We start from the raw sequence: 12,429 nt of genomic DNA on the forward strand, positions 1-12,429 counted from the left end.
CATCAGAACAGACGTTCGCGCACATAGACAGTGTCGCCCGGCAGGATCGGATCAGAGATCAGGACGCGGCCTGTCATTACGTCTCCATTGATCGTGCGTGTTATGTCGACACTTTCCTGATTGGCGCGTGGGGTAAATCCGCCAGCCGCAGCGATTGCTTTTTGCACCGTCATGCCCGGCACGTATGAATATTGGCCTGCACCACCCACTTCACCCATGATGAAGATGGGGCGATAGCGGTCGACCTCGACGCTTACGTCTGGATCGCGCAGATAGCCACCACGCAGTTTTGAGGCAATGGTGCCTTCAAGCTGCTTTACCGTCTTTCCGCTTGCCGGAACGCTGCCGATAAGTGGGAACGCAATGTAACCAGACTGGTCGACGCTATAATTATTGGTAAGGCTTGCTTGCTCAAACACGGTGACACGCACACGATCACCAGCATTGAGTAAATAAGGTTCGTTTAACGCGGTATGAAATGCCTGCGGAGCAGGGCGATAGCTGGAACATGCGGAAAGCGTCATTGCCGCAAGGCCAAGCGCAACAAGAACCAGTCGGCCTGTACGCTTTTTATGAGTTTTCTGCATCGTCATTGTCGCCTCGGTCTCTTCCGAAAAGCATTGCCGCATTTGTAGATTCGGACGGGAGATATCCGAATGCTGATACATGACGTTATCGTTTGATTAAGGTTAATGGCTGGTAAAGAAGCGGTGCAATTCCGGAAAAACTTTCTCTCTTCCGGCAAAGCCGAACAAATAGACAATTTAACTCTCTGGTTACCTTGTTCATTTACACTTTCTTACAAAATTGGCCTGCGATGCCTTTGAAGCATTTCCAGCAAAAGTGCGAAGTGGCTTTGCGTTGGATGATGCGTAAGAACAAATAGCGAGGCGGTTGCTCGAGTACCGCGCCTCCGAAGTGTTGGGCGGAGCATCGGGCGGAGTATGAGAATGTCTGGAGTCGATAGGCTGTCGAAAGACGCAGATATTGATATTGGCGCGCTCTTTTCGAGCTTGCGTCGCAATTGGCTTTTGATTGTCAGCGGCGCGGTCATTATGGCAGTGCTTGCCTGGATCATTTGCCTCCTTCTGACGCCTGATTATCGCGCTGAGACCCGTATTCTGATCGAATCTCGCGAATCCGTTTTTACACGTCCAAATGGTGAAGCTACAACTGAGCGACCGTTGATGGACCCGGAAGGGGTGAAAAGCCAGGTCGAAGTGCTGACTTCTGGAGATCTGTTGAAACAGGTTTCCGACAAGCTGAAACTCACAGACAATGATACATTTACCTCAACAAATATAAAGCCTTGGACGCGCGCTTTGATTCTTCTTGGCATGCGCAACAATCCGGCCAGTTTGACACCTGAAGAGCGCGTGCAGCAAAAGCTGCGCCAGAATTTACAGGTTTTCAACGTCACCGGTTCACGTGTGATCGTCATCCAATATACGTCTGCAAATCCACAGGAAGCAGCCGACGTCGCCAATGCCGTGGCTGACGCTTATATCGCGCTGCAAAGTGCTGCAAAACTCCAGTCTAATGATGATGCAACCGGTTGGCTTGCGCCAGAAATCGAGGATTTGCGCGGCAGAGTACGGGATTCGGAAAAGAAGGTCGCAGACTATCGTGCAGCGAATGGCCTTTTGACGGGGCAGACAAACAGCACCATTGCCACCCAGCAGCTATCCGAAGTCTCGACGGAATTGACGCGGCTGCGTTCAAGCCGTGCGACGTCTGAAGCAAAAGCGGAAAGCATTCGCCGAGCGCTTGCAGCCGGTGTCCCGGTTGATACCCTGCCTGATGTTGTAGCGTCCGGTATGATGCAGCGCCTTTCTGAACGCCGCGTTCAGCTCAATTCGCAGATTGCTGATCTTTCGGTGACGCTGCTCGAAGGCCATCCGCGTATCAAGTCTCTGCGCTCGCAACTCGCCGACCTCGACCGGCAGATCAATTCGGAAGGGCGTAAGCTGTTGGCGAGCCTCAATAATGAGGTGAGTGCTGCAAGATTGCGCGAAGATGAGCTCAACCGTGAGCTAAATCGTGTCAAGGCACAGGCAGCTCAGGCGGGCGAGCAGGAAGTCGAACTCCGGGCGCTTGAACGTGAAGCAGCTGCACAACGCCAACTTCTTGAAACCTATCTGACACGCTATCGCGAAGCTGCTTCGCGTACGGATCGCAATTATGTCCCTGCCGACGCGCGGATTTTCTCACGCGCTGATGCGCCGGGATTGCCCTATTATCCAAAAACCTTGCCGGTTGTCAGCGCAACCTTCGTTGCTGGATTGTTGCTCCTTTCGATTTTCGTACTGCTCCGTGAATTGTTCAGTGGACGTGCCTTTGTCACCGTGGATGGGCGCCGTATCGCAGCAGCAGAAATTGAGATGCCAGTGATTGAAGCCGCAACCGACATGGCTTTTACCCCACTTTCGGAAAGAGAACTCGGGGCTGTCGGTAAGCCTGTGCGACGCTGGACTTCGCCTTTCATGTCGGAATCCAAAATTGTCTCTGAGGAAGACGCGCCAGAAAATCCAAATGGCGTGAAGACGGTGGCCAACCGCCTGATTGACGGCAGTTTGAAGCGGGTTATTGCGGTATCTCCGGAAGGTGATAACGCGTCCGCTACAACAGTGCGTCTGCTGCGGGAGCTGGCAGACCGGGGCAAACGCGCTATTCTGATCGATATGACGGCCTTCGGCACGCTGGGGCTGGTTATGCTCGACGGCAACAGCCGAGCCGGTATTACAGAGCTTCTGGCTGGCGAACGGCGCTTCAACGATGTCATTCATACAGATCACTATTCTCAGGCGCATGTCATGCCGCTAGGAAACGTGCCGCCGGAGAACGCGATGCGTTCGGCTGATCGCCTGCCATACATTCTAGATGCGCTGGAAACGGTTTATGATTTCGTGGTGGTTGAATGCGGTCCGTCTACATCGCGGCAGATACGCCGTATTGCAGATGGTCCAGCGATCGTCATCATGAATATTGTCGACCCCGACGACAACAGCGTTGTCACGGCGGCACTTGATATGGATCAGGGTGGCTATGAAGACGTCATCATTCTGACGGACACTCCTGAGCGCGCAACGGACCCAAACCCTAATGCACCGCAACCAACGGCCTGATTTCGATTCACGATCAACAAGATAGCACTGTCATTTGAATCAAAATGGGAAGCGCTTTGCCAGTTTGCTGCGGAGTGCTTTCGCGAACTGCCATAGGCGGGGATTGCTTTTGACCGTTGCGACGGCTTGGCTGCGTATTGATTGCAGAGCGGTGAATGCTTTGCCTTTGGTCGTCAATGGGACAAAGGCGTCGTAGATGCGCGATTCAATATCGCACCATTCTCGCTTATAGGGTTCATCGCCAATACCGAAACTATAGACTGGCAGTTCAGCGTCGCAGCTTTTCTTGATATCTTCATAAAACAGAAACTCGCCGGGGCTGGCAGTCGTTAATTCGTCATCCGCTATCGCGTTGAACTCAACGGTCGGACCATCTTTTGAGAAGGCTTTACCTATAAGCGAGCGGATCTTGCCACCGACTTCAAGAATTTGCAGTCGATACACCGCGTTCTGGCTTTCGGCTGCATTGCCGTAGAGCTCTTTGAAGAACGCCTGAATATGCGCACCGGCAAAAGGATCACGGATCCCCATTTGCTTGAAACGATGCGCTTTGAGAGCAAAGAAAGTATCGAGTATCTCATCGGCTTCTTTACGAGACTGCGGGGCGTAAATGCGCCAACCGCCGGATTCTTCATAACGACGTCCATGCTGACGATGCTTTTTGAGTTTCCGCTTTGTATTGCTCCGCCCAAGCACGGCATCAAAACCATGTCCGAGAGACGCAGCAAGCACAGGATTGGGGTTCTCGATATTCTTCAACTGCAATAAAGGGTTATCTTGACCCGATAGAAAGGGCAGTTGCCTCGTTAGCGAAAGTACATCGATATCGGGCCGAGCGGTTCGAATGGCCGACACAAGCTGGCCGACGGATGCGTGGTCGACCGAACCGTCAAGCCAGGGGAAGTTACAGTTTGCGTGACTTCCGCCCGGATAGCGCAACACACGTGCGCCATTCACGCTGACAGCCTCAAGTGGCAGCAACATAATCGGCGTGTCGTCGGTAAACAGACCGGCCACCAGACTGTCCGGATTGACATGTCTGCGCCAGCAGTCGATCCAGTCGAAAGTTTGCGCATTGCCATGTAGCGCACCCGGCTTCGACCAAAAGTCACGCAGTTGTGCGTAGTCGGTAATGAGACGTGGCGTCAGACTGGCTCCGGCTTCTTCAGTCACGTTTCGTTTGCCCCCGCAAATGAATCATCGGCGTTTTGGGCGTGGGGGCTGAGCCATCCACCAGATGATCCCCATAGCGGGCAATACCCAGAGAATACCGGTGAAAAAGAAGTAAAGGAGATGCACCCATGCAGGCGAATTGCCAAGCTGGGCTACGGCTATGATTGTTGCAAAAACTGCATAGACGATCACAAGAGCAACCAGCAGAAATGTGCCTATGAGTTTTTTCAGCCGAACGGGCATGTCATTCTCCTCTATTCTCTCCTTCACTAGCTTGTGAGGACGCGCAAAGGAAGAGAAAACGCGTCGGCATGTCGCGTGAACCTGGCTTGTAACCGCTTCTCCTATGCGGCATGTATCGGCGAGATGAACAGTCAGGGATAAAATGGCATGGCGGCAATTTCCGTTCGACATGAAGGGCAGGGCACAGTGAGATCCGGCGAGGATAAAAACCGTCGACTGATCCGTTATTGGCTCTATGCGGTTTTTGTCGTTCTGATCGCTATTGTCATGGTCGGTGGCGCGACGCGCATGACAGGCTCTGGCCTGTCGATCACTGAATGGAAACCGATCCATGGTGTTATTCCTCCACTCAACCATGCCGAATGGCTGGAAGAGTTCGATAAGTACCGCCAGATTCCGCAATATCAGCAGATCAATAAGGGCATGTCGCTCGAAGCATTCCAGTCCATCTTCTGGTGGGAATGGGCGCATCGCATGCTCGCGCGCTTCGTGGGTTTTCTGGTTGCAATTCCACTTGCCTTCTTCTGGCTTACCGGACGCCTGAACAGCAGTCTTAAATACCGGATGCTTGGCCTTCTGGCGCTGGGCGGCTTTCAGGGTGCTATCGGCTGGTGGATGGTTGCATCGGGACTGAGCGAGCTTACCAGTGTCAGCCAGTATCGCCTTGCCATCCACCTGACGACAGCCTGCGTCATCATAACGGCGGTGTTCTATATAGCGCGAGGGCTGGTCACTTATACGGAGCGCCCGGCGGAACGGTCTATCCAGCGTTTTGCTGGCTGGCTGGTTTTTGCCGTGTTGGTGCAGATCTATCTTGGTGGTCTTGTCGCCGGGCTCCATGCCGGTCTTACCTACAATACCTGGCCGCTGATGGACGGTGCGATCATCCCGTCAGACTTGTTCATCCAGTCGCCATGGTGGCGCAATCTGTTTGAAAATCCCAAGACAGTACAGTTTGTGCATCGCATGTTTGCCTACACAGTTCTGGTTCTGGCGGTTGTTCATGCTGTGCAGGTTTGGAAAAATGCGGCAGCAACCACCCATGCCCGCCGTACGATCGTTTTGCTCGGCCTGATAATGGTGCAGGCAGCGATTGGAATCGCGACGCTCCTGATGAGCGTGCCCCTGGATCTTGGCTTGACGCACCAGTTTGTGGCCCTGATGGTTCTGGCTTTCGCCGTTGCACACTGGCGCGCAACCAAGGGCGCTTACAAAGAGTAAGCTGTCTGACGCAGATGCCTTAGCGCGGAAGCAATTTTCAGCTCGCGCGCTTCATCGGCATCATTGCCGTCTTCGCGATGCCAGGCGGCGGAGAGGCAGCCATACGCAAATGCGTAATCGAGGACATAAGCGGGATTGCATTTGAGGATCGGCGCGAAATGCTCTGCCATGTGTCGGGCGCGTTCAAGGTCGAGGCAGAGATCGTCCCGGTCAAGCGGATTGTAGAAGATGTTGGCGGCATCGAAGGCAGCGTCGCCGACAATTCCATGCGGATCGATGGCGAGCCACCCGCGCGGTCCCTTGATTATGTTCTCGTGGTGAATATCGCCATGCAGCGGAATGGCCTTATGCGGCGTCGCCAGCAGGCACTTCGCGACCGCTGTGCCATCCGCATAGATGGAGCTTTCGTTTGCTACTGCGAAGAGACCGGAAAAATGCTTGTCCAGTGGTTGCAAATCAGCCGGTATCGGGGCAGGAGAGGGCGTGTGCAGCGCGTTCAGAACCTCGCCGAATATCTGCAAACATTCGGCATCCTTGCCGCGTTTCAAGTACTCGTCAAGGTGATAGTCACCTGCATATTCAAGCAGCATCGATGTGCCATTGAGGCTGTATAATCGTGCGGCACCATGGCCGTCCTGCCAGTCGAGATAATGCGCGCCGCGCAGTTCCTCCATTCCGGCAGGTTTCAGCTGTTTGATAACAAAGGCCTCGCCCGGAAAGTCGTTGCGTTCGACTTTCCAGACGAGGCTTGAATGCGTGTCCGCGAGCGGCTCATAAGTGCCGATATTCCATTCGGCAGGGAATATCGGCCTTAAGTTTTTGTTTTTAAGCATGTCTTTATTCCCAAAACCGGTCCCCACTTTTGGGAGACCTGCTTTAGGCCTCGCCGAGCATCAGGTTCATGTTCTGAACAGCGGCACCCGATGCGCCCTTGCCGAGATTGTCGAGGAGCGCCACGAGATTGACCTGATTGTCACCTTCCGTACCAAACACGAAAAGCTTCATGCCATCCTGGCCAGCAAGCTCTTCCGCATCGACACGCGGCAGTTGGCTGCTTTCTTCAAGCGAAACCACTTCTACAATATTCTGCCCGGCATAATGTGCGGTCAGAGCGGCATGAATATCCTTAAGTGAAGGAGTACCTTCAAGCTCAGTAACAAACAGCGGAACCTGAACGATCATACCCTGCGGGAAACGGCCGACGCTTGGGCTGAAGAGCGGGCGGCGATCCAGACGGCCATGCAATTGCAGTTCAGCAACGTGCTTGTGACGCAGCGGCAGACCGTAAAGGAAATTGTTGGCCGCAAGATGCTCCGGATGGTTCTTGTCCTCCATCTGCGCAATCATCTGCTTGCCGCCGCCGGTATAGCCGGAAACTGCATTGACGCTGATCGGATAATCCGCAGCCAGCAGGCCCGCATCGCGCAATGGACGGACGAGGGCGATTGCGCCGGTCGGATAGCAGCCCGGATTAGCGACGAGGCGTGCTTCTGCGATGCGTTCACGCTGACCCTTGGCAAGTTCTGCAAAGCCGTAGGCCCAATCAGAATGCACACGATGAGCGGTCGACGTATCGATGATCCGGGTCGCGTTGTGACCTTCGAGCAACGAAACTGCTTCTTTGGAAGCGTCATCGGGTAGGCACAGGATTGCAATATCAGCAGAGCGCAGATAGTCGGCGCGCAAATCCTTGTTGCGACGCTCGGCTTCCGGGATGGAAATAACTTCAAGATCGTCGCGCTCGGCAAGGCGGCTGCGGATTTGCAGACCGGTTGTGCCGTGTTCGCCGTCGATGAAGATTTTCGGTTTCATGCGCTTTGCCTTTAAATTTCAGAAAGTTACGCTAATATTCGGAATCAATTTTTGAGCTGCTTGAATCTGTTTCTGAGTTGTATCTATCGTCGTCGTGCTTTTTGCTCAGCCAGAAGCCCAAGATAATACATTGCAATGGTCGCTCCAGCGATTGCCGTTATATCAGCATGATCATAAGCCGGTGCAACCTCGACCACATCGGCACCCACAAAATCAAGAGTCGTCAGCTTGCGAAGCACGGAAAGCATCTTTGCCGAAGAGGGACCACCAGCAACGGGTGTTCCGGTTCCCGGTGCAAAGGCCGGATCAAGACAATCGATGTCGAACGTCAGATAGGTCTTTTTGCCAGCTGTGCGTTTGAGAATCTCGTCGGCGATTGCCTGCGCCGACATATCCTCAACTTCATGGCCATAGATGATCTTGATACCGCAGTCTTCCGGCGCGTGCGTCCGGATGCCGATCTGGATCGAATGTTCAAGATCGATAATTCCATCTCGCACGGCACGGGCTACAAAAGAACCGTGATCGATCCGCTTACCATCGTCAAACCATGTATCCTGATGCGCATCGAATTGCACCAATGCCACCGGGCCATATTTTGCTGCATGAGCTTTGAGAAGCGGCCATGTCACGAAGTGATCGCCACCAAGTGTTAGCAAAAATGCATCAGATTTGAGGATTTTCGCGGCTTCACGCTCAATCGTTGCTGGCGTCTTATAATGGTTGCCGTAATCGAGCAGACAGTCACCGTAGTCGATGACAGCGAGATTTTCGAACAGATCGCGCTCAAACGGATATTGCGGATCATTATCGAAAATGGCCGATGCACGACGGATCGCTTGCGGACCAAACCGTGCGCCGGGCCGGTTGGAAACTGCTGCATCAAACGGAATGCCCCATACGACGGCTTCGGCCCCTTTCAGCGACTTACTATAAAGGCGCCGCATGAATGACAACACACCCGCGTGGGTGGGGTCAGTGGCAGCACTGTTCAGGCTGCGGGCAGTGAAAGCATGGTCAATCGTCTTAGAGGGCATGGCCGGCTCCCGGATGGCGTCTCAACTCTCATAGCGCTTCACGAAGCAAAATGGGAGATTGCTTTATGCGGTTTTAAAGCATGTCGCGGAAAAGTGGGAACCGGTTTTCCGATAACGACATGCGTAAAAACAAAAAAGATAGAGCGATCGTAATGGTTACGATTAAGTGCGACGCGCTCTATCTTCAAATCCGTCGCTCGGCCATTTCACCATAGCCATCATCATCACCGAAGCGTTGCGACGAGAATGATACAACAAAGTAGGGCGGTTGCGGCGTGTTGGCGAAGCGTTCAATCCTAGGCATGGGGCGTTCCATTATCGCGGAATTTAGACTGCACTCTTCATGAATGCTGTCGCCGGGGCTTGCAACTGCGTCTGCGGCATCGGCCCCAAAATTGGAATCGATTTTTCGAAAGCACGATGCGCAAGTTCAATAATTAGAGCGCTGCCCGTCATACCAAGGGTGCAAGATTGCGCGAGCGATAAACCGCGATTGTGAGAACACAGAGCGTGTTGGCAAATACTTCTCTTTCAGAGAGGGACTTTATGAAGAAAGCAGTATTTCCAATTTCAATCGCGCTTGCTTGTTCTGCAGTGCTGTCTGGCTGTGTGACCGACCAGAGCGCGGCTCGCTATCAATTGGAGCAGCAGAATGTGAGTGCGCTCAACTGGATGCAACAATCCGGCGAATATGATGCACTTGCCTATCAGGCCTTTAACGGTGCGCGTAAAGCGTTCGATACGGCAAAGGTCCGCAAGGGACGCAGGAAAGCAGTGATCGTTGATCTTGATGAGACGATGATCGACAATTCGGCTTATGCCGGATGGCGCATCCAGCACAATGTGCCTTACACGGAGAAAACCTGGGGTCGTTGGATGGCTGCCGAACAGGCGCGACCTATCCCGGGTGCTGTCGAATTTGCGCGCTATGTGAATTCGCATGGAGGCACGATGTTCTATGTTACGAACCGCGATGCCAAATCATTTGACCATACAGCCGCCAACATCAGGAAGTTAGGCTTTCCCGGGGTCTCGGCCAAGACCCTGCTTCTCAATAGTGGCCAATCCAACAAACAGGCGCGTTTTGATGCCGTCAAAGCAGCTGGCTTCGATGTGGTGGTCTATGTTGGTGACAATCTGAATGATTTCGGAAGCGCCACTTATCATAAGAATAACCAGCAGCGCCGCACTTTCGTCGCAGCCAATAGCGAAGTGTTCGGTACGAAATTTTTCATGCTGCCAAATCCAAGCTATGGAGATTGGATTTCCGGCATGGCGCCGCACTATTACAAACAGCCTGTTGCGAAACAGCTGGAGATTAACCGCAAAACCATTCGCGCATGGGCAGGCTAAAGCAATTCAGATATTCGAAAACAAAAAAAGCGGACCCGAAGGTCCGCTTTTCTGTAATTCCAAAGCGACAAATATTAGCGCTTTGAGAACTGGCCCTAAGCGTATTAGCGCTTGGAGAACTGGAAAGAACGGCGAGCCTTGGCCTTACCGTACTTCTTACGTTCAACAACGCGGCTATCGCGAGTAAGGAAGCCACCCTTCTTAAGAACCGTGCGAAGGCCTGGTTCGTAGTAGGTGAGTGCCTTGGAGATGCCGTGACGAACTGCACCGGCCTGACCGGAAAGACCGCCGCCAACAACAGTTGCGACAACATCGAACTGACCAGCGCGGTTCGACGCAACGATTGGCTGCTGCAGGATCATCTGCAGAACCGGACGTGCGAAATACGCAGCAAATTCTTTGCCGTTTACAGTGATCTTGCCGGAACCTGGCTTGACCCAAACGCGAGCAATCGCGTCTTTACGCTTGCCGGTCGCATAAGCGCGGCCCTGAGCGTCGATCTTCTGAACATGAACCGGAGCGGCCTGTTCGGCGACTACGCTGCCGAGTTCTTCGAGCGAGTTGAGCTGCTCAGCCATGATTATGCATTCCCTTTGTTCTTGCGGTTCAGCGCTGCAACGTCCAGAACTTCTGGCTGCTGAGCTTCATGCTGATGATCTGCACCTGCATAAACGCGCAGGTTCTTCATCTGGCGACGACCGAGTGGACCACGTGGGATCATACGCTCGATAGCCTTTTCAAGAACGCGTTCCGGGAAACGGCCTTCGAGAATTTGGCGAGCAGTACGTTCCTTGATGCCACCTGGATGGCCAGTGTGCCAGTAGTAAACCTTGTCGGTGTACTTCTTGCCGGTCAGAACAACCTTGTCGGCATTGATGATGATGACATTGTCGCCATCGTCAACGTGCGGGGTGAAGGTTGCTTTGTGCTTACCGCGCAGGCGATTGGCGACGAGGGATGCGAGACGACCGACGACGAGACCTTCTGCGTCGATCAGAATCCACTTCTTCACCACTTCGGCTGGCTTCTGAGAAAAAGTTGCCATTGAAGTCTTCCTTGACTTAATCCCCGATCTTACGATCCGGGCTTTTCTTGTTGCTTGTGTTGGTCACGCCTATCATAAGGCGGCCAACCCTAAGGACGTTAGGAAGCGAACTTCCATACGCACTGGGCGGGTCGATACACAAACTCTGGAAGGTCGTCAAGCACTGTTTTCGCAGCGACCTTTTAAAAAATCAATAAAAACAATTGGTTATAATATTGGTATTATAATACCTTATCTTTTTATCGTGGTGGAATGGAATAAGTCGCAGTCGCATGGGCGATCAGCTCATTTGTCTCATCACTGGTCAGGCTTATTTCCAATACGGCCAAACGCTTTCCGAGTTTGAGAATCCTCGCTATTGCCTGCACCGTTCCCGGAGTGGCTTTGCGGAGGAAATTGATATTGAGATTTGTGGTCACTGCGAGCGCGACTGGCCCGATATGCCCGAGGATTGCTGCATAAGCTGCCACATCTGCAAGTGCGAAAAGGGAAGGGCCTGAAACGGTGCCACCGGGGCGCAAGTGCTGATCGTTGGCGCGGAGGTGCATGGTCGCTGCACCGTCGTCGATAGAGACGATCTCAAAACTGTCATCGAGCTGCGGAAATTCGCGCTTCATGAAGAGGCGTAAATCGTCGATATTCATGACCGGGCTCAAGGCCGCATGGTGTGCAGTGCTGATATTCATGTTCTCTCCCTTATAATAAGGAATAGGGGGAGTTTGGCCAATCTTGCAAGCACGCGTTGCGATATGCAAAAAATAAAGCATTTCCAGCAAAAGTGCGCAGCCGTTTTGCGTAGGATAGTGCGAAGCAAAATAGATAGAGCAGTCCCAACGTTTCAATCTTAACGAGACCGCTCTGGCCCTGAATTTGCAGCGGAGGAGCCAAATGCAAGCGTCTTCAGACAATCAGATTCGCGAAATTCTTGAGTCCGTCAAAACGATTGCGCTTCTTGGTGCATCGCCCAAGCCCGAGCGCCCCAGCAACGGCGTCATGAAGTTTTTGCTTGATCGGGGATACAATGTCATTCCCGTTAATCCCGGGCAGGTGGGAAAGAGTATCCATGGGCAGCAAGTGGTGGCCAATCTCGCCGATATTGATGTGCCGGTCGATATGGTGGACGTTTTCCGCGCGTCACATTCGCTTCCGGACATTGTGGATGAAATTCTTGCCATGAAACAACGGCCAACGGTTCTTTGGACCCAGCTTGACGTTGTGCATGAAGAGGCCGCAAGGCGGGCGGAAGAAGCAGGCCTGAAAGTGGTAATGGACCGCTGCCCGGCCATTGAATATCCGCGCCTCATGCGATGATTTATAGTTCGGGAATTAATTTCCGCGATTGCGTAGTTTGGCGCAAATTCCTCCTTTGCTTTCTTTGTGGCACAGCCTAACGTCCACTCGAATTATTTGGCATAGACTG

General features: G+C 53.1%; 13 protein-coding genes. 4 read left to right on the top strand and 9 right to left on the bottom strand.

What is annotated here, in order from left to right; all coding sequences use genetic code 11:
- Positions 1-2: 2 nt before the first annotated feature.
- Entirely contained in the window at positions 3-587 is a 585-nt protein-coding gene (locus CEV33_RS18510) for a polysaccharide biosynthesis/export family protein (protein WP_208620218.1), read from the bottom strand.
- A gap of 363 nt (positions 588-950) precedes the next feature.
- Here CEV33_RS18510 and CEV33_RS18515 point away from each other — a divergent pair, with 363 nt between their 5' ends.
- Positions 951-3,125: a GumC family protein gene (locus CEV33_RS18515; RefSeq protein ID WP_094541884.1), complete on the top strand. Its 2,175-nt coding sequence runs from the start codon at positions 951-953 to the stop codon at positions 3,123-3,125.
- 39 nt (positions 3,126-3,164) lie between these two features.
- On the opposite strand, the gene CEV33_RS18520 is transcribed toward CEV33_RS18515, so the two are convergent.
- Together CEV33_RS18520 and CEV33_RS18525 are read right to left on the bottom strand one after the other, a co-directional pair.
- Positions 3,165-4,298 (bottom strand): GNAT family N-acetyltransferase, encoded by a 1,134-nt coding sequence (locus CEV33_RS18520; RefSeq protein WP_094541885.1) that lies wholly within the window; start codon positions 4,296-4,298, stop codon positions 3,165-3,167.
- Between the two features lie 24 nt (positions 4,299-4,322).
- On the bottom strand, positions 4,323-4,541 hold the full coding sequence (locus tag CEV33_RS18525; RefSeq protein WP_024897446.1) for a DUF2842 domain-containing protein: 219 nt from the start codon (positions 4,539-4,541) through the stop codon (positions 4,323-4,325).
- Between the two features lie 147 nt (positions 4,542-4,688).
- Here CEV33_RS18525 and CEV33_RS18530 point away from each other — a divergent pair, with 147 nt between their 5' ends.
- Positions 4,689-5,762, top strand: a complete 1,074-nt coding sequence (locus CEV33_RS18530) for a COX15/CtaA family protein (RefSeq protein ID WP_094541886.1) — start codon at positions 4,689-4,691, stop codon at positions 5,760-5,762.
- Here CEV33_RS18530 and CEV33_RS18535 read toward each other — a convergent pair.
- The 3 genes from CEV33_RS18535 to speB form a co-directional block, all read right to left on the bottom strand.
- Entirely contained in the window at positions 5,750-6,595 is an 846-nt protein-coding gene (locus tag CEV33_RS18535; protein ID WP_094541887.1) for an aminoglycoside phosphotransferase family protein, read from the bottom strand. The genes CEV33_RS18530 and CEV33_RS18535 overlap by 13 nt on opposite strands.
- A gap of 43 nt (positions 6,596-6,638) precedes the next feature.
- Complete coding sequence (gene argC / locus CEV33_RS18540) at positions 6,639-7,574, bottom strand: N-acetyl-gamma-glutamyl-phosphate reductase (RefSeq protein ID WP_094541888.1); 936 nt, start codon at positions 7,572-7,574, stop codon at positions 6,639-6,641.
- Positions 7,575-7,657: 83 nt separating this feature from the next.
- Positions 7,658-8,611, bottom strand: coding sequence for an agmatinase (gene speB, locus CEV33_RS18545; protein ID WP_094541889.1), 954 nt, complete (start codon positions 8,609-8,611; stop codon positions 7,658-7,660).
- 546 nt (positions 8,612-9,157) lie between these two features.
- Here speB and CEV33_RS18555 point away from each other — a divergent pair.
- Positions 9,158-9,964: a 5'-nucleotidase, lipoprotein e(P4) family gene (locus CEV33_RS18555; RefSeq protein WP_094541890.1), complete on the top strand. Its 807-nt coding sequence runs from the start codon at positions 9,158-9,160 to the stop codon at positions 9,962-9,964.
- Between the two features lie 104 nt (positions 9,965-10,068).
- Here CEV33_RS18555 and rpsI read toward each other — a convergent pair whose 3' ends face one another.
- From rpsI to CEV33_RS18570, 3 genes are all read right to left on the bottom strand, one after another.
- A complete protein-coding gene (gene rpsI, locus CEV33_RS18560; RefSeq protein ID WP_036567214.1) occupies positions 10,069-10,542 on the bottom strand; it encodes a 30S ribosomal protein S9 in 474 nt (157 codons plus the stop codon).
- A gap of 2 nt (positions 10,543-10,544) precedes the next feature.
- Positions 10,545-11,009, bottom strand: a complete 465-nt coding sequence (rplM, locus tag CEV33_RS18565; protein WP_024897454.1) for a 50S ribosomal protein L13 — start codon at positions 11,007-11,009, stop codon at positions 10,545-10,547.
- Between the two features lie 239 nt (positions 11,010-11,248).
- Positions 11,249-11,695, bottom strand: coding sequence for a PaaI family thioesterase (locus CEV33_RS18570; RefSeq protein ID WP_094541891.1), 447 nt, complete (start codon positions 11,693-11,695; stop codon positions 11,249-11,251).
- 202 nt (positions 11,696-11,897) lie between these two features.
- Here CEV33_RS18570 and CEV33_RS18575 point away from each other — a divergent pair, with 202 nt between their 5' ends.
- Entirely contained in the window at positions 11,898-12,320 is a 423-nt protein-coding gene (locus CEV33_RS18575) for a CoA-binding protein (protein WP_094541892.1), read from the top strand.
- Positions 12,321-12,429 lie beyond the last annotated feature (109 nt).

The sequence above is a fragment of the Brucella grignonensis genome, from assembly GCF_002252505.1.
In the GTDB taxonomy this organism is placed as follows: Bacteria; Pseudomonadota; Alphaproteobacteria; order Rhizobiales; family Rhizobiaceae; genus Brucella; species Brucella grignonensis.

Excerpts from the sequence above, each read along its gene's own strand:
- CEV33_RS18510 (WP_208620218.1), bottom strand. The coding sequence starts at position 587 with ATGCAGAAAACTCATAAAAAGCGTACAGGCCGACTGGTTCTTGTTGCG.
- CEV33_RS18515 (WP_094541884.1), top strand. The coding sequence starts at position 951 with ATGTCTGGAGTCGATAGGCTGTCGAAAGACGCAGATATTGATATTGGC.
- CEV33_RS18525 (WP_024897446.1), bottom strand. The coding sequence starts at position 4,541 with ATGCCCGTTCGGCTGAAAAAACTCATAGGCACATTTCTGCTGGTTGCT.
- CEV33_RS18530 (WP_094541886.1), top strand. The coding sequence starts at position 4,689 with ATGGCGGCAATTTCCGTTCGACATGAAGGGCAGGGCACAGTGAGATCC.
- CEV33_RS18535 (WP_094541887.1), bottom strand. The coding sequence starts at position 6,595 with ATGCTTAAAAACAAAAACTTAAGGCCGATATTCCCTGCCGAATGGAAT.
- argC (WP_094541888.1), bottom strand. The coding sequence starts at position 7,574 with ATGAAACCGAAAATCTTCATCGACGGCGAACACGGCACAACCGGTCTG.
- speB (WP_094541889.1), bottom strand. The coding sequence starts at position 8,611 with ATGCCCTCTAAGACGATTGACCATGCTTTCACTGCCCGCAGCCTGAAC.
- CEV33_RS18555 (WP_094541890.1), top strand. The coding sequence starts at position 9,158 with ATGAAGAAAGCAGTATTTCCAATTTCAATCGCGCTTGCTTGTTCTGCA.
- rpsI (WP_036567214.1), bottom strand. The coding sequence starts at position 10,542 with ATGGCTGAGCAGCTCAACTCGCTCGAAGAACTCGGCAGCGTAGTCGCC.
- rplM (WP_024897454.1), bottom strand. The coding sequence starts at position 11,009 with ATGGCAACTTTTTCTCAGAAGCCAGCCGAAGTGGTGAAGAAGTGGATT.
- CEV33_RS18570 (WP_094541891.1), bottom strand. The coding sequence starts at position 11,695 with ATGAATATCAGCACTGCACACCATGCGGCCTTGAGCCCGGTCATGAAT.
- CEV33_RS18575 (WP_094541892.1), top strand. The coding sequence starts at position 11,898 with ATGCAAGCGTCTTCAGACAATCAGATTCGCGAAATTCTTGAGTCCGTC.